Here is a 17,051-nt window from a genome sequence, read left to right on the forward strand (position 1 = left end):
GAGCATCTCTTATTGAGGGTTGACGATGGCGGCCTGGGTGCGAAGCACCAGCAGGCCCCCCACGGTGATGAGCAGCGCCAGCACATAAAGGGCCAGGCTGGCGCTCTGGGTGGTGTCGCGCATCCAGCCGATCAGATAGGGCGCCAGGAATGAGGCAATGCTGCCGAAGGAGCTGATCAGTGCGATGCCGGCGGCCTGGGTGCTGTTGGACAGGAAGGCCGGTGGCAGTTGCCAGAACATCGGCAACGCTGCACTGGCACCCATACCCGCGATGATCAGGCCACCCAGTACCAGGGTTGGGCTGGTGGGTGAGAGACCGGCGATGGCAATGCCTGCCGCCGCCATCAGCAGCGGTACGCAGAGGTGCCAGCGCCGTTCGCGATGGCGGTCTGACGAACGGCCGCAGCCGATCATGAAAAAGCAGCCGGCCAGATACGGCACGGCGCTGAGCAATCCAACCTGACCGTCACTGCCGATTCCGGCGCCGTGAATCAACGTGGGCATCCAGAAAGCCAGGGTGTTCACCGCCAGCATCACGGCGAAATACACCGCCACCAGCAACCAGACCTGCGGGTTGTTGAGAATCGCCGAGAACGAGGTGATGGATTTGCGTTGTTCTTCAACGCTCAGTTGCGCGCGCAATTGCTGTTTGGCTTGCGGTGTCAGCCAGTTGACCGTCTCGAAACTGTCCGGCAGGCACTTGAGCACCACCAGGCCGAGCAGAATCACCGGCAGCCCTTCGATGACGAACATCCACTGCCAGCCGCGCAGGCCACCGAAGTCATGAAAGTGTTCAAGGATGCCGCCCGACAAGGGCCCGCCAATCACGCCGGCCATCGGCACGGCAATGGCAAACAGCGCGGTCACCTGGGCGCGGCGTCGTGCCGGGTACCAACGGTTGAGAAAGACCAGAATGCCCGGGAAGAACCCGGCTTCGGCCACCCCCAGCAGAAAGCGCAACACGTAGAACCCAGCGGCGCTTTCGATCAGGAACATGCCGGTGGACAAAGCCCCCCAGACCACCATCAGCGTGGCGATCCAGCGGCGCGGGCCGACCCGGTCCAGGGCGATGTTGCTCGGCACGCCGAACAGCGCGTAGGCGATGAAGAACAGGCCCGCGCCGAAGCCATAGACCGTGTCGCTGAACTGCAGGTCGGCGCTCATCTGCATCTTGGCAAAGCCAATGTTGATGCGGTCCAGGTGGGCGAAAAGGTAGCAGACCAACAGCAATGGCATCAGTCGCCAGGTGACGGTGGCATGGGTGCGGTCGTGGGCGATTGTGCCGGCAGTGTCGGCGGTATTGGCTGTGCTCATGATTTTGTACTTTTTGTCAGAGAGGCCGAAGGGCGAACGGGCAGGCGGGTTTAATGGGCCTGGGCGTTGAGGAAGGCGTGAACGTTGTTGGCCTTGAAGTTGAGCTGTTCGTGCAGCTCGATCATCTCGAACGACAGCGCCAGCAAGCGCTGGGCCTGGAGTTCGGCGAAGTGCGCCGTGATCACTTCAAAGAGCTTTTGCGCCACTTTCTGGCGGGTAGCCAGGTCACGGCCATGGCCGACCTTCAAGGTCATGTGGACGAAGGCATAGTCGTGCTTGCCGTCGGCCATGCGCCAGGTATCCAGGCGCACACCACGGCTGCGGATACCACCCAGGGGAAACACACCGCTGTCACCCAGCAGGGTGTGAACCTTTTCAAACAGGCCGGGCAGATCGGCCTGTTGTTCGATGTTGTCGGTGTATTCGGCAATGAAGTGGGGCATGGAGGCCTCCTGCGTCGGCAGCTGTGAGTGGCAAGCTTCAAGCGGCAAGTCGAGGGTGGTCGGCTGCCGCTGTGGCTCAAACTGGAAAAATGGCGTTGATCTGGCCCGTACCGGAACTGCCGAAAGGTTCGGTGATGATTTCGGCGGGTTTGGCATAGTCCGGCCCACCGAGCAGCCCCAGAAGCATGGCGGTGTCATGCATCTTGCCCTCACCGAAACAGTGCTCGGCGTAATCGGGCAGCATGGCGCAGAACTCTTTCCAGCGACCCTGGCGCCACAGCTCCACGACATGCAGGTCGACCTGTTTGTCGAACTCGCGCGTCCAGTTGTGGATGTTGGCTTCGGCATTGCGATCATCGGAAAAGCGGTGCGACAGCGAGCCGGAAGCCAGCACCAGCACCTTGCGATCACTTTTTTCGATGGCCCGGCGCACGGCGGCACCGAAGGTGAAGCTGTCTTGCAGACGGTGCCAGGCGCACCAGGCGGCAACCGACACCACGTCGAATTTCTGGTCTTGCGGAACATCCATGTGCATGTAGCGCATGGGCACCAGCGTGCCGTATTCCAGCTCCAGGCTCGGGATGTTGTGGGCCAGGGTGCGCACGTCGGCGGCATTGGCCTCGGCGGCGATCAATTCGCCCAGTTCCGGAGCGCCGGAGTATTCGTACTCCATGTTCTTGATGAAGTGCGGCAACTCGTTGCTGGTGTAGATGCCTTTGAAGTGCGCGCCACTGTTGACGTGGTAGGCGCTGTTGACCAGCCAGTGCACGTCAAACACCACGGCGGTGTCGGCGCCCAGTTCACGGGCGCGGCGACCGATTTCCTTATGGCCGGCAATGGCCGCTGCGCGGCAGCCGTGGTGTTTGCCCGGCAGCTCCGACAGGTACATCGAGGGAACGTGGCAGATTTTCGCAGCCAGGACGACTTCGCCCATGATGATTCTCCTGAAAAATTGTTCTTGTTGAATCTCGGATAACGGGTGAATCGGGTCTTGATGCTCTGGGTGGATCACTGCACTTGTGGCGAGGGGATTTATCCCCGCTGGGGCGCGGAGCGGCCCCTCAATAGGCCTGACACACCGAGTCGTCGGGTGTAGGGCTGCTGCGCAGCCCAGCGGGGATAAATCCCCTCGCCACAAGGTTAATCACCCGATTTGTCTGTGATCATGCCCCCCAGCGCGGAATGTGATGCCCGCCCATGGAGATGCAGACGTTCTTGATCTCGGCGAAGACTTCAAAGCTGTACTGTCCACCTTCGCGGCCGGTTCCGGAACCCTTCACGCCGCCGAAAGGCTGGCGCAGGTCGCGCACGTTCTGGCTGTTGATGAACACCATGCCGGCCTCGATGCCATGGGCCAGGCGATGGGCCTTGCCGATGTCCTGGGTCCAGATGTACGAGGCCAGCCCATAGTCAGTCTCGTTGGCCAGTTGCAAGGCTTGTGCTTCGTCCTTGAACGGGATCAGGCACACCACTGGGCCGAAGATTTCTTCCTGGGCGATGCGCATGTTGTTGTCCACGTCGGCGAACACTGTCGGCTGGATGAACTGGCCGCGACTCAAGTGCGCCGGCAGGTTGGCCGGGCGCTCCAGACCGCCGGCCAGGAGCGTGGCGCCTTCTTCGAGGCCGATCTTGATGTAGCCGGTGACCTTGTCGTAGTGGGCCTGGGTGATCATCGAGCCGACCTGGGTTTTCGGGTCTTGCGGATCACCGACGATCAGGCGTTTGGCCCGGGCGGCGAATTCGGCGACGAACTGCGGGTAGACGCTTTCCTGGATGAAGATCCGGCTGCCGGCGGTGCAACGTTCGCCATTGAGCGAGAAGATGGTGAACAGCGCTGCGTCGAGGGCCCGTTCAAGGTCGGCGTCTTCGAAAATCAGCACCGGCGACTTGCCGCCCAGTTCCATCGAGTACTTCTTCAGCCCGGCGGTCTGCATGATCTTCTTGCCGGTGGCGGTGCCGCCTGTGAAGGAAATCGCCCGCACATCCGGATGCCGCACCAACGCGTCGCCGGCCGTGGCACCGTAACCCTGGATCACGTTCAACACGCCGTTGGGAATGCCGGCTTCCACCGCCAGGCGCCCCAGCTCGTTCGCGGTCAGCGGCGACAGCTCGGACATTTTCAGCACGGCGGTGTTGCCCAGCGCCAGGCACGGCGCGGTCTTCCACGTTGCAGTCATGAACGGCACGTTCCAGGGCGAGACCAATGCACAGACACCGACTGGTTGGTACAAGGTGTAGTTAAGCATCTGGTCGTCGACCGGATAGGTGTGGCCGTCCATCCGCGTGCAGACTTCGGCGAAAAAGTCGAAGTTGTGGGAGGCGCGCGGGATCAGCACGTTCTTGGTCTGATGAATCGGCAAGCCAGTGTCGAGGGTTTCCAGTTCGGCCAGTTTCGGCACGTTCTGCTCGATCAGTTCACCGAGCTTGCGCATCAGTCGGGCGCGCTCCTTGGCCGGCGTGTTGGCCCACTTCGGGAAAGCGTCCTTGGCCGCGGCCACGGCCTGGGCAACTTCTTCGGCGCCGCCGCTGGCAACTTCGCCAATGGCTTCACCGGTGGCCGGGTTGTAGTTGACGAACACATCTTTGCTTTCGACCTCACGGCCGTTGATCCAGTGCTTGATCATGCTGCTCACGCCTCTTTACGGGATGCGAAGAACTCGGCTTCGCTGACAATTCGATTGACCAGGCGGCCGACGCCTTCCACTTCCACCACCACTTCATCACCGGGCACCACGTCCGCCAGGCCTTCGGGCGTGCCGGTGGCGATCATGTCGCCGGGTTGCAGGGTCATGAAGCTGGACAGGTATTCGATCAGGTAGGGGATGTCGAAAATCATGTCGCGGGTCGAGCCTTCCTGGCGCAGTTCGCCGTTGATCCAGGTACGCAATTTCAGGTTGCCGGGGTCCGGTACATCGGCCACATCGACCATCCACGGGCCGACAGGTGTGGTGGCATCACGGTTTTTCACCCGCAGGTTGGGGCGGTAGTAGTTTTCCAGGTAGTCGCGGATCGCATAGTCGTTGCACACGGTGTAACCGGCCAGGTAACCCAGCGCGTCCTCGCGCTTGACGTTGCGCGCGGCTTTGCCGATGACCGCCACCAGCTCGCACTCGTAGTGCATGTAGGCGACGTTGTCGGGGCGCCAGGTCATCTGGTTGTGGCCGGTGTAGGTGCCCGGGGATTTGATGAACGCCAACGGTTCGGTTGGCGGCTTGAACGCCAGTTCGGCGGCGTGATCGGCGTAGTTCAGGCCCAGGGCGAACATGCTGCCGGTGGCCGGCGGCAACCACTGGACCTGATCCTCGGCCAGCAGCCGACCGTCGGCCAGGCGAACGGCGTTGTGAGCTTCAACGGTGACCGTGTGGACCTGGCCTTCAAAACCAATGCGCGCGTGTTTCATGAACGTGCTCCTGTGTGCTCGGCCACAACGCTATTGACGAGGCGGCCCAGGCCGCTGATCTCCACTTCGACGCGATCGCCAGGCACGACATCAACCCGGCCCTCGGGCGTGCCAGTGATCAGAACGTCGCCGGCATGCAACGTCATGAACTCGCTGATCTCGGCGATCAATTGGGGAATGTTGCGAACGAAATTGGCCGTGTTGTTGTGCTGGCGCACCTCGCCGTTGACGTACAGCCTGATTGTCAGGCTATGGGGGTCGGCAACGTTGGCCGTGGGCACCAGTTCAGGCCCGATGGCACAGAAGCCGTCCCGGCACTTGGCCTTGACGGCGGGGCGGTAATAGCTGTCTTCCGGCAGGCTGAATTCATTGACCACGGTATAGCCGGCGACGTAGTCCAGTGCTTCGGCGGCGCTGACACGACTGGCCGACTTGCCCATCACCACGCCAAGCGCGGGCCCCGGTTGCAGCCGCTGGCCGTGACCCGGGTGAACCACGTCGGCGTCGTGCCGGTTGCGGGTGTTGGGTGTCTTGATGAACAACACCGGTTTGACCGGCGGCTTCTGGTAAGGCGGTTGCTCGAACTCGGCGAGGCGCTGCTTCAGCAGCCCCTGATAGTTCAGTGCAACCCCAAACAGGGTGCCGGTCGCGACGTCATGCAGGGCACGGCTCATGCTTGTCTCCTGGCAGCGGCAGAGATGAGGGCTCTGCAGATATTGTTAATGTATTAACAGTTATAATTAAGATGTTAACTATCGTCAAGCGTGGCAGAATCACCGGACACTGGTTGCCCTCGGGAAATCGGCGCAGGATGAATCCAAGCCGCTGCCTGAATCAGAATAAAAAAACGAGAAATGCGTGATGACTGACCGTCAGCCAATCCCCAACATCAACATTGGCCAGGTGTACGACCAGCGTTACAGCGATGCCGAGGTTCACTACGATCGGCTTGCCAACCTGGCGGGTTTCTTCGGTCGCAATATGCCGGTGCATCGGCATGACCGTTTCTTTCAGGTTCACTACGTGAAAAGCGGCGCCGTACGGGTGTATCTGGACGACCAGCAATACGTCGAATCCGGGCCTATGTTTTTCCTTACGCCACCCACCATTCCCCATTCTTTTGTGACCGAAGCCGACAGTGACGGGCATGTGTTGACCGTTCGTCAGCAATTGGTGTGGCAGTTGATCGACGCTGATCCGAGCCTGGCGCCGGCGGGTGTGCAAATGCCGGCGGCCTGCGTTGCGTTGGCGCAGTTGGGGCCGGAACAGGCGGGGGAGGTGCGGCGACTGGAGTACCTGTTCGAGGTGCTGAGCGAGGAGGTCTGTGCCGAGCGGCCGGGGCGCAGCGCGGCGCTGGACGGTTTGACGCGGCTGATCATGATCAGTCTGCTGCGCCTGTGTTCCAATTCTCTGCAGGCACGACCGGCCCGGCATGAGGACCTGAAGATTTTCCACCGCTTCAATGAGCTGATCGAAGCTCACTATCTGCAACATTGGCCGTTGTCGCGCTACGCCGAGGGCATCGGCGTCACCGAGGCGCGGCTCAACGATGTGTGCCGACGGATCGCCGACCTGCCTTCCAAGCAGCTGATCATGGAACGGCTGATGCAGGAGGCCAAGCGGTTGCTGTTGTTTACCGGCAGTTCAGCCAATGAAATCTGCTACCAGCTCGGGTTCAAGGACCCGGCGTATTTCAGTCGTTTCTTCCAGCGCTACGCCCGGCTCACACCAGGGGAGTATCGCCAGCGGCAATCGGGGTTGCGTTGAGCGTCGTTGCTGGTGGAGCACTCACCACCGGCGTCATGCAGCCGTCCAGTGCGCGGAGTTGTTTCTTGCAGCCGCTTGTCCGCGACACTAAGCTGCCAGCTCGTCCATCCAAACAGTCCGAACATGGCCAACCCCAGACCTTCATTGACACTGACCCTGTTGCAAGCGCGCGAAGCGGCCATGGCTTTTTTCCGCCCGGCGCTGAACCAGCATGATCTTACGGAACAACAATGGCGGGTGATCCGTATCCTGCATCAGCAAGGAGAGCTGGAGAGCCACCAGCTCGCTCATCAGGCCTGCATCCTCAAACCCAGCATGACCGGTGTGCTCAGCCGTCTGGAGCGTGATGGGCTGGTGCGTCGGCAGAAGTCGAGCCAGGATCAGCGTCGGGTTTTCGTAGGGCTGACCGAGCGTGGGCAGCAGTGCTTCGTGTCGATGAGTGAGGGGATGGAAAGCAACTATCGCCGCATCGAAGAACAGTTTGGTGAAGAAAAGATGCAGCAACTGTTGGCGCTGCTCAACGAGCTGAAGAACATCAAGCCGTGAGCCAGGCAAACATTCGGGGTGAGAGGGCAAGCTCCCTCACCCCGAATAATCCATTGCGCTGAGACTTCGATCCAAACTCGGCACGGCTATCGGCAACGCTTAAGCGTTGCGTTCGCGCAGTTCCTGAAGACGATCAGCGCCACCTTCAGCCACGCGGTTTTGAAGCAGACGATCGGAGCCACCTTCAGCCACGCGGTTCTGAAGCAGATGATCGGAGCCACCCTCGGCTACGCGGTTCTGGCTCAGACGATCGGAGCCGCCTTCAACCACCAACTGTGCAGCCTGACCCTTCGCCGCTGCACTCATGGCCGTGGCCGAAGCGATGTTCGACAGGCCGAGCCCGCCCATCAGTGTCAGAGCGATTGCCAGGGACGAAACTTTCGAGAAAGTGAACATGGTGATTCTCCTTGCGCTTGATTGAGTGGGCCGGTGGCAACGGGTGTGCTGCTGTCCGGTGATCACAGTTAAACGCGAAGGTGTATCGACGTTGTGTGTCGGCAAGGCTCGAAGTCAGCGATTTCGTATCAACTCGCCGTTCATATACACAGCGATACAAATCTATGGGGCCAGGCCAGGACGAAGGCCTCGAGCCATGATCACGGCTTGGCCAAGGATTGCTCCAGCTGCTCCACCAACTCAGGCGTCAGATAATGGGGGCCGTCGAACAGGTACAGCGGATAGCCGGCATAGGCGGCCAGTTGGGGTGTGAGTTCGGCAACCGTGGCCGAGCGAAAGCCGCCGCCGAACTTGGGGCGGAAGGCTTCGACGATGATCCGCACGCGATCCTTCCCGAGCCGGTCACGCAGGGTGTCGGCGTAGTCCCGGGCCACCGGGGCGGTGCGGGCGTAGACGCCGACGCCATCCTGGAAGAACACGCCAATATCGTCCGGCAACCATTGCTTGAGCCAGTCGGCAGTGGCGGCGGGGCCGATGTTGGCGCCGTCGTAGACGCTGATCCACAACGGGCGCGGCAGCTTGGCCAGCAAGGCGGGCAGTTCCTTGGCGCGAGACCAGCTGGGATCGACCTCGGCCGGAAAGTACCACCCAGTCACGTGCAGTGGCGTCGGCAGTTGCGCAATGCGCTCCGACACCGTGGCCAGTTGCTCGATGTTGTCCCTGGAGCGGTTTTCACTGAAATGGCCGGCCAGCCCGAGGATGACATCCTGGGCCCAGGGCGCCTTGGCGATGCGCGCCCAGTCAGGCAGCAGCGGCACGCTGGGCAGGCCGGTGCCGGGCACGAAGGCCTGGTCATCCACCACCGTCCATTGCACCAGCAGCTCGCGCACCCCCAGCTTTTCCCAGTTGCCTTTGATGCCCACGGTCTGGTTGTCTGGCTGCCAGACGATGCCAACGATGTTCGGTGCAACCTCCTGGTTCATCATGTAATACGTCCCTGTGCCTGCGCCGAGGGCCGTGGCCAGCGAGAGCGCCGCCACAGCCGTGCGACTGATGATATGGCCGAAGATTTTCAAGCGAGCGTCTTCTTGCAATTGCACATCACATCAACGGCCTCAATAGGAGTAGGTCAAGCGAGCGAACACGCCTTTGGCGCGTTCCTCGCCAAATACCCTGGCCCTGTACTGCAGGGAAAAATCCACATAGGAGCGCGGGGCGTTGTAGGCGTCTTCGCGGAACCAGTAGCGTACGTTGTTGCCCACGCCGATCCCGCCGGCGTTGCCGGACGAGAAGTCACCGTCGGCGCCGCTTTTCATCTTGGAGTCGTAGTCCACCGCCGCCACGACATGGGGGAAGGTCACCCAGCGCGAGCCGGTACCGCCGATGGCGTAGCTGCGTCCCACTTGCCATTCGCTGTTGAAATAATTGCGCGAGTCGTTGATGTATCGACCGACTTCGGCGTACAGCTGCGAGGTCCACCAACTGGGCGCATCGACCCGCAGGTCGGTGCCGATACTCGAACCGTAGCCCAGGCGCGCCAGCCAGTCGCCTTCGACGTTCGAGGAGCCCAGGGGAAAGGTGCGTTCAAAGGCGGCCATGATGTTGATGGAGCTGAAGGGTTTGATCCTAACCCCCAGCGCCCCTTGCAAGGCATCCGCACCGGTGTCCGAGTCGCTGTTCTTGCTCCACAGGGTGTCGGTGACGCGCCCGTAGAGTTCGACGAAACGTGCATTGCGATACCCGAGCGGCCGCCAGGACAGCTCAGTGCTGTTCTGCAGTTGATCATTGCTTTGGCTGCCGCTGTTGCTGGTGCCCGGAGCAGCGCTCAGGCCACTGGAACTGTTGCCGCGATAGCTGGTGGTGCTGGTCAAGCCCATGGTGCGTGAAATGTCGCCCACGGCACGACGGGTATCGAACAGCTGTTGTGCAGACATGGGCGACTCAGCGGTTGCCTGGGCATCGATGACGCGCTTGAAATACGCCACCGCTTCGTCGTCTTCATGAACGCGCATGGCGTTGTAAGCTGCATCCTGAGCCGCTGCCGGGGCGAGCCGGGTGCTGGCATCGGCCCTGCGGAACGCGGCGTGGGCCGCCTCGTCGTCACCGGCCCGGACTGAATCATAGGCCAGCTGCAAATCACTGACCGGTGCCTGTCCTTCGGTGTTCTCCGGTCGGGTGGCGCACGTCAGGCCGAAGGTACTTTCCTGGCACTCGAGAATCGGTGCGTCGCGATCCTCGGCCGTCAGCAGCGCGCTGTTGAGCAATTGCTGGTTGGCGGCGATTTCCGGAGCCCAAGCCACGGCTTGGCGAGCCTTGTCCACGGCCAGCACCGCATCGCCTTGCTGCAAGGCACGGTAGCCCTGGACCGCCAGCGGCGCCGCCAGTTGGCGACGAATCGCCGTTCGACGCATCAGGAGCGCGTCATCGTTGGCGAAGACCCCGAGCGCATCGCCCACAGCCTGGTCGGCTTCGACCAGAAGATGCTGGCGCTGCAAGGCGTCGATCAGCAACAGCCGGTACTCCCGGCGATGGGGAGCCTGGGCAATCGCCTTGCGAGCCGATTGCGCGGCCAGACCGAACCGTTCGCGATCATAGGCCCTGTACCCTTGGGTGGCGGCCATGAAACCCGGTGCCGCGGCCACGGCGGACGAAGCGGCGGTCCGGGGCTGGTCGCGCCGTTTCTTGTCACGTTCGGCCATGGCGATCAGGGTGTGCAGACGCGTCACGTCGGCGCGCAGGCGCAGGGCCTCGCGCGCCTTGGCGATGGCCAGGTCGTAGTCCTTGCGCTCGTAGGCGCTGTAGGCTTGGTTGGCGGCGGTGTAGGCCGGGCCGGACAACGGCAGCGGCAAGGTTTCGGCAGCAGCCAGGGCCGGTATCAGGCTCAGCCCCGTGGCCAAGAGGGTCAGAAGGGCGCGGTTCATGCCGGAAGCTCCATGGGGTAGACGCTGTGCTGACGCGCCGCCACCTGTTCGATAGTGGCCCGGGGCAGCACGCCGCTGTCGACCAGGTAATCGCCGATCCGACCGTGGTGCTGCGGTCGATACTGCAACATGGCGCGGCTGAACTGATCGCGATCGAGCAGGCCCATTTCGATCAGCAAGTCGCCCAGCAGCGGTGCACTGGCATTCGGTACGGCGTGGCCGTTGCGTTCCGGCAATTGGCGCAGCAGCGCGAGAATTTCACTTTCCCTGGCAATCAGTTGCACCGGCTCGCTGCCCAGTTCGGCGGCGATCTGTTGCAGGCCTTCGTCGGACAGGGGGTTGGCAACAGCGATCTGTTCGCAGCCGTCAGCGTTGCGGCCCAGGGGAATGACCCGCCAGCGCAGGGCAAACTCGCCGGTCAATGACGAGGTGGAGGCGGCGGCTTTTTGCGCCACGTCGAAGACCCGGGGCAGGTCATTCTGGAACGCGATGGCTTCGGCCAGGGTTTCGTCATCCAGCCAGCCGTTGTTGAGCAAAATGCGCCCCAGGGGCATGTTGCGTGATTGTTGCTGGTCCAGGGCACTCTGCAGGTGGGTGTCGGTAATGGCCTGCCAGGACAGCAACACGCTGCCCAGGCGGCGGGGCGCGATGGCCACCAGGTCGGTGGAAGGGAAGTCGTGCATGGTCTTGTCCCAGACCAGTTTGCGATTCATCACCTTGCCCACCAGGAACATCCGCCAGGCTCTGGACGCGGCCATGAAGTTGACGAAGTTACCCACCAGCATGCGCGGGATCGATAGCAAGCCATGCTGCCAGCCGTACAGCACGGTGGTGAAATAACATCGGTGCAGGATCCGCCAGAGCAGGGCAATGCCGTTGGCCACCAGCAGGTATTTGATCAGGTCGTTGGTTTCAAAGGGCGTTGGGAAGGTGACGTCCCACCAGCCGCTGTTGCGCAGAATGATCAAGCCCAGCAGTTGTACCAGAATCACGTAGGCGATGATGCTGACGAACGCTGTCACCACGCCCTTGCGGTCGCGAAACAGCAGGTAGCGGTTGGCCAACGAGCCGCTCCAGCCCATCTGTTCCCAGCCTTGCAGGCCGATGCCCAGGGTCCAGCGGGCCTTTTGTCGGAACGCCGTGCGGAAGGTGTCCGGGAAGAACTCGCGCACGCACAGTGGCATTGTCAGGGTCGATTCGTAGGGCTTGCGGAACCAGGATTTGCGCAGCACCCGAAACTGCACCGGGAAACGCACGAAGATGGCGTTCATGCCGACCTTGGCCAGTCGCGCGCCGACGTCGTAGTCCTCGGTGAGGCTGTCGGTGTTGAACGGCTGGTTTTCGGTTTCGCCGGCTAGTACCCGCAACGCGCGATGGGAGAAACAGGTGCCGACGCCGGCCGAGGGCACGGTGTCGGTCATGCTTTCACGCACCACCAGGTCCTTGCCGTGCCATTCGGCGAACTCGTCCATGTAGACGCCCGCCACCCATTCGTACCAGTTGCGCTCCAGCGACACCACGGGCAACTGGATCATGTCCTTGCGCGGCAGCAGGTAGTTGAACAGCCGCAATTCCAATGGATGCAGCACGTCTTCGCTGTCGTGCAACACCACCCCGGCGAAGGTCATGCCATGGGTTTTCTCGTGCAGGAAGATCGCCTGGATCACCCAGTTCAGGCAGTCGGCCTTGCAGGTCGGTCCGGCATGGGGCACTTCCACGCGGTGCAGTTGCTTGTAGCGCCGGCGCATCCGCTCGACTTCGTCGATGGTGCGCTGGTCGTTGACATAGGTGCCGACGAAGACCACGTAGTTCTGGTAATCAAGCGTCGAGACCATGTTCTCGATCATCGGTGCGATGACGTCGTATTCCAGCCAGGCCGGCACCATGATCGCCAGGGGCTGTTCGTCCCGGGCCAGCAGTTGGTCGACGGTCAGCGACCGGTATTTTCGGTCCGCGGTGAGCTTGCGGTACAGGCGGCGAGACCAGTACCACAGGTCAATGATCAGGTCGTCCAGGCTGGAGATCAGGATCACCACCGCGACGACGATGGTCGCCGCTTCCAGGTAGTTGTAGTAGTGGGCCAGCCAATAGGGCCAATAAAGCGACGTCATCGAAGGGTACCGTTACTGGCGATTGCGACGGGCGCTACGGCCAGCCAGCAACAGGAGGAGGAACAACACAATGGCGCCAGGGATCAGCCAGAGCAGCGAGGGTTTACGCCAGGCATCCAGCCCTTTGGGTTCTTCACGGCCGAGCAACCGACTGCCGCTGGGGTCCTTGCTGTCGATGATCGTCACCGCGCCGCTGTCGCCGAGAATCGCCACATCGCCACGGGTCAGCACAATCGGCTGGGCGAAGTCGGGCGCTTGGCTGCCCAAGGTCCGATACACCAGGCCATGCTGTCCCGAGGCTTGCACCACTTGTAGCGAAGCCAGTTGGTTGAGAGGCTGCACATCCAGCAGCAAGTGATCTTCATGGTTGATGCGCAGACGTCCCTGTTCATCGACCAGGACCGATTCCTTGCTGTCCTCAAGCGGCAACTCGAACGCCAGGAAGGCTTTGTCCGGGCTGACCACGGCTTTGGGATCGGAGCTGACGTTCAACTGCGCGCGCAACGGTGAAACACCGGCGGCATCGGCCACCGAGATCACCCGGGCCAGACTGGCGGCCGGTTGGTCGAGGTATGCCTGGGGAACGAGGATCTGGGTCGCCACGGCGAAGCGCGCGGCCATGCCGGAGAAACCGTCGTCCAGGGCGATTTTTTCCAGCACGATATGGCTGCTCGGCAGCACCGCTACCGGGAAGGCCTGGGGTGTTTCCAGGCAGCGATCGCTGACAGGCTGGCGCTGGAACGAGACGCGCAATACGTTTTTTGAACCCAGGGCATAGCTGGGGATATGGGCCTGGATGCGTTGTGACTGACCATCGGTGGTCAACTGCTGGGCCCCGATCAGGAAATCGTTAAAAAACAGCGAGGCCACGGGCGGGGTGTGTGAAGCCCCCGGTGCTGCGGACAGGTCCACCACGGCTGTCACCGGCAAGCGACCGTCATACGCCACGCTGCCCAAGGGGAACGAAGTGCTCCAGTCGAATCGGGAGGCCACGTCATAGGTGCCAGGTGCGCCGCCCAGTCGCGACAGGGCCACGCGGCCATCGTTGCTCAAAGGCGTTTGCGCTTGGCTGACGGTCAACTGACGGCTGCGCGCCAGTTTGTTCCACGCTGAACCAAGCAGCGACAGGGCTTTGCCGGTGGCGTGCGGGGCGATCATCAGGACCGGGCGAGTACCCAGCAGCGCCAGGCGCACATCGTCTGGACCGGCGCCTGCCGTGGCTGCGTTGACGTGTTGTGCGCGCCATTGGGTCAATGCACTGGCCGCCGTTGGGTCGACGCTTTGGACCTGACTCTGCAACGCATCCAGGGACTGATTGATGGCCTGGAGCAATTGCGGGTCGTTGATGGCCAGATCGGCCTGTACATTCGGGGTTTGCCCCAGCATCAGCAGCGCGCCGATCTCTGCCGGGTTGGCCAGGCGATGCTGGCCCTTCGCGTTGAGGCTGGCGAAGGCCGGGAGGCTCAACAGTTCGGCCGGGATGCGCAGAGCGCTCAAATCCACACTGTCTTGTACGGCAGGGAACGGCAAGATGCGGCTGTGCTTGCCCATTCGCTCCAGGGCCACGCCCAATCGCCAGGCCGCGTCATAGCTGTCGGCGGACAACGAACCGGGTGCAACCAGGATCCCGGGTTGAGCAGGCAATGCCGTCCAGGCGGCACCGACATCCTGCAGTTGGCTGGCGTCGTAGCTGTAGTTCAGGCGTGTGTCGGGCTGGATGCGCAGCACGTTGCCGATGACCCGGTCGTCTTCGCACAACGGCCGGGAGACCACCGAAGACCAGGCAATGCCCAGCCGCACCAGGCCGTTGTCGCGCGCAGCCTTGTCGACGCCCAGTGTGGCGCTGGCACTGCCCTGAGGTTCGCTGAGTCCTTCGGCGCGCACCGGATAGCCATCGAGCGACAGCAGCAGGGTGTTGCGGCCCCCTTCGCCATTGAGATAGCTGGCGTCCAGTTGCAGGGTCGCCTCATTGAGGGCAACCCCGGCCGGCACGGGTAGATACAGTTCCCGTCGGGAATCGCTGGCGCCCAGCAGGATCGGCGCACTGATGCCCAGGTCGCTCAAGCGGACTTCGCGCTCCTGGCGGGTATCGGCGTTGAGCCGATGGATTGCCTGGGTAAGCGGGCTATCGGCAGCCAAGGCAAAGGTTGGCATGAGCGCAAGCAGGCTCAGGCCACAGGCAAGGGCGCTGAGCGCACCCGTAGAGATGGCAACGGAAGGCTTCATTCAGGTAAATCTCGATTCTGATAAGGGGGAGCAGCGATTAGGAGGCGAGCAACTGGCGTGGCGCGTACATCGGTGGGTGAGCCCAGCCTTGGGGCAATTGCGACTGGCCCACGAGAAATTCGTCCATCGGGCGCCCCATCAGGGTATCGACGATGCGCTGGCTGGCCTTGCCATCACCATAGGGGTTGGCTGCCTGAGACGCGCGGCGCCACAGGGCCTTGTCGTCGAACAGTGCGTCCACGCCGGCAATGATCGAGGCCGGGGAGGTGCCGACCAGACGCACCGTGCCCGCAGCTACGGCTTCGGGGCGTTCGGTGACGTCGCGCATCACCAGCACCGGTTTGCCCAGGGACGGCGCTTCTTCCTGCACACCACCGGAGTCCGTGAGGATGACGTGGGCGTGTTGCATCAGGCGCACGAACGCCAGGTAATCCAGGGGCTTGATCAGGTGCACGTTGAGCAGGTCACCCAGTTGTTCGGTCACCGGGCCCAGTACGCTGGGATTGAGATGCACCGGGTAGACGATCTGGATGTCGGGACGCTGGGCCAAGTGACGCAAGGCCTTGCAGATGTCCAGGAAGCCTTCGCCAAAGTTCTCCCGGCGGTGGCCGGTGACCAGCAGCAGCTTGCGTCCGGTTTGCAGGAACGGGAACTGTTGGTCCAGTGTTTGTCGCAGTTGTGCATCCTGCTCGATGCGCCGGGCGGTCATCTGCAACGCATCGATGACGGTATTGCCGGTCACCAGGCAGCGGCCCTGCAGACGTTCGTCCAGCAGGTTATCGCGAGATTGTGCGGTGGGGGCAAACAGCAGGTCGGCGCTGAGGTCGATGCAACGACGGTTCATTTCTTCCGGCCATAGGCTGTAGATATCGCCGGTGCGCAGCCCGGCTTCCACATGCCCCACGGGAATGCGTCGATGAAAGGAGGCCATCGAAGCCACCATGGCCGAGGTGGTGTCGCCATGGACCAGCACCCGATCCGGCCGGGTCTGTTCCAGTACCGGGTCGATTGCGCCGTACAACGCAGCCGTCAGCGAGTTGAGCGTCTGGTGCGGCGTCATCACGTTGAGGGTGAAATGCGCCTTGAGATCGAACAGGTCCAGCACCTGCTCAAGCATGCTCTGATGCTGGCCGGTGACACAGATCAGCGACTCAATGCCCGGTTCGGCGGCGAGGGCCTTGACCAAAGGTGCCATCTTGATGGCTTCCGGACGGGTACCGAAGATCGAAAGAATCCTGATCCGTGACTGATGAGTAGCGATGACGCCCTTCCTCGCGCAGTTTGCTGCGCTGCACAGCCGTTCGCCCAAGCGCGATCATGCGTCTGAGTAAACAAGCAAGTTGAATTAAGTGGGATCCAAATATCAGGCAGGCGCGTTACGCACGCGGAAAAGTTGCGTAATGGCCTATTGCAGTTTGGAGCGGCGAAGTAATAACACCAAAGAACACGGGCGCAAAGTTTTATTTGAAAGGTATTTTGTTGTTTTGACTAAGAAGGGTTGGGGGGAGGTTGGAAAGTTGCGCTCTTATTCTGAAATTAAAATAGTGTAAGATTTTGAATAATAAGGTTTTTTCGTGATTTACTGAGTGCTGGAAAGGGCATCTTGATCACGCCAAGTCTATCGAGGTCTTATTTCTGGCGCCGCTTTATATAAAGGTGCCTGGATGTTTGTCATTGAAATGACGCCTGTTTGTTGTCGAGGTTGGAAGTATTATCGAGTTGGCGGGTTGCCGGTGAAGTGCAGAGGTTAAATAAGGTTCAATTTTATTATTGGATTTTCAGATCAGCGGAGTTGAACAGTTTTGTATGGCGCTAGTTCATAATTAAAGTTGTCTGTTGATAAATAAAAAACGCATTGGGCACGGTGTCGAACACCAAAAATACCGGATAAGCCGGTCCACACGCTTATCCGATAATCGCACGCTTT

General features: G+C 61.6%; 14 protein-coding genes. 2 read left to right on the top strand and 12 right to left on the bottom strand.

Annotation, left to right across the window (positions count from 1 at the left end; translation table 11 throughout):
* Nucleotides 1–9: 9 nt before the first annotated feature.
* The 6 genes from GKKCFE_RS10170 to GKKCFE_RS10195 all read right to left on the bottom strand — a co-directional run bounded on the left by GKKCFE_RS10170 (nt 10) and on the right by GKKCFE_RS10195 (nt 5,831).
* Complete coding sequence (locus GKKCFE_RS10170; protein WP_274090844.1) at nt 10–1,314, bottom strand: MFS transporter; 1,305 nt, start codon at nt 1,312–1,314, stop codon at nt 10–12.
* Between the two features lie 50 nt (nt 1,315–1,364).
* Nucleotides 1,365–1,757 (bottom strand): 5-carboxymethyl-2-hydroxymuconate Delta-isomerase, encoded by a 393-nt coding sequence (locus GKKCFE_RS10175; protein WP_047229904.1) that lies wholly within the window; start codon nt 1,755–1,757, stop codon nt 1,365–1,367.
* Between the two features lie 76 nt (nt 1,758–1,833).
* Nucleotides 1,834–2,691 carry a 3,4-dihydroxyphenylacetate 2,3-dioxygenase gene (gene hpaD / locus GKKCFE_RS10180; RefSeq protein ID WP_047229903.1) on the bottom strand — a complete coding sequence of 286 codons (858 nt, stop codon included), beginning with the start codon at nt 2,689–2,691 and terminating at the stop codon, nt 1,834–1,836.
* 229 nt (nt 2,692–2,920) lie between these two features.
* A complete protein-coding gene (gene hpaE / locus GKKCFE_RS10185) occupies nt 2,921–4,381 on the bottom strand; it encodes a 5-carboxymethyl-2-hydroxymuconate semialdehyde dehydrogenase (protein WP_047229902.1) in 1,461 nt (486 codons plus the stop codon).
* Between the two features lie 5 nt (nt 4,382–4,386).
* Nucleotides 4,387–5,157: a fumarylacetoacetate hydrolase family protein gene (locus GKKCFE_RS10190; RefSeq protein ID WP_107321715.1), complete on the bottom strand. Its 771-nt coding sequence runs from the start codon at nt 5,155–5,157 to the stop codon at nt 4,387–4,389.
* Nucleotides 5,154–5,831, bottom strand: a complete 678-nt coding sequence (locus GKKCFE_RS10195) for a fumarylacetoacetate hydrolase family protein (protein ID WP_047229900.1) — start codon at nt 5,829–5,831, stop codon at nt 5,154–5,156. The genes GKKCFE_RS10190 and GKKCFE_RS10195 overlap by 4 nt, the downstream gene beginning before the upstream one ends.
* Nucleotides 5,832–6,018: 187 nt before the next feature.
* On the opposite strand from GKKCFE_RS10195, the gene hpaA reads away from it, so the two are divergent.
* Nucleotides 6,019–6,924 carry a 4-hydroxyphenylacetate catabolism regulatory protein HpaA gene (gene hpaA, locus GKKCFE_RS10200; protein WP_310662938.1) on the top strand — a complete coding sequence of 302 codons (906 nt, stop codon included), beginning with the start codon at nt 6,019–6,021 and terminating at the stop codon, nt 6,922–6,924.
* A gap of 123 nt (nt 6,925–7,047) precedes the next feature.
* Nucleotides 7,048–7,470: a homoprotocatechuate degradation operon regulator HpaR gene (gene hpaR, locus GKKCFE_RS10205; protein WP_003201625.1), complete on the top strand. Its 423-nt coding sequence runs from the start codon at nt 7,048–7,050 to the stop codon at nt 7,468–7,470.
* A 99-nt stretch (nt 7,471–7,569) separates the two neighbouring features.
* On the opposite strand, the gene GKKCFE_RS10210 is transcribed toward hpaR, so the two are convergent.
* From GKKCFE_RS10210 to wecB, 6 genes are all read right to left on the bottom strand, one after another.
* Nucleotides 7,570–7,866, bottom strand: a complete 297-nt coding sequence (locus GKKCFE_RS10210; protein ID WP_310662939.1) for a phage infection protein — start codon at nt 7,864–7,866, stop codon at nt 7,570–7,572.
* 200 nt (nt 7,867–8,066) lie between these two features.
* On the bottom strand, nt 8,067–8,942 hold the full coding sequence (locus GKKCFE_RS10215) for a hypothetical protein (protein ID WP_076386684.1): 876 nt from the start codon (nt 8,940–8,942) through the stop codon (nt 8,067–8,069).
* Between the two features lie 39 nt (nt 8,943–8,981).
* On the bottom strand, nt 8,982–10,787 hold the full coding sequence (locus GKKCFE_RS10220) for an NfrA family protein (protein ID WP_445577806.1): 1,806 nt from the start codon (nt 10,785–10,787) through the stop codon (nt 8,982–8,984).
* A complete protein-coding gene (locus GKKCFE_RS10225) occupies nt 10,784–12,898 on the bottom strand; it encodes a glycosyl transferase family protein (RefSeq protein ID WP_076385113.1) in 2,115 nt (704 codons plus the stop codon). The genes GKKCFE_RS10220 and GKKCFE_RS10225 overlap by 4 nt, the downstream gene beginning before the upstream one ends.
* Nucleotides 12,899–12,910: 12 nt before the next feature.
* Nucleotides 12,911–15,124 (bottom strand): hypothetical protein, encoded by a 2,214-nt coding sequence (locus tag GKKCFE_RS10230; protein ID WP_445577807.1) that lies wholly within the window; start codon nt 15,122–15,124, stop codon nt 12,911–12,913.
* 37 nt (nt 15,125–15,161) lie between these two features.
* A complete protein-coding gene (wecB, locus tag GKKCFE_RS10235; RefSeq protein ID WP_445577808.1) occupies nt 15,162–16,319 on the bottom strand; it encodes a non-hydrolyzing UDP-N-acetylglucosamine 2-epimerase in 1,158 nt (385 codons plus the stop codon).
* Nucleotides 16,320–17,051: the final 732 nt, after the last annotated feature.

Source organism: Pseudomonas sp. E141 (genome assembly GCF_052659885.1).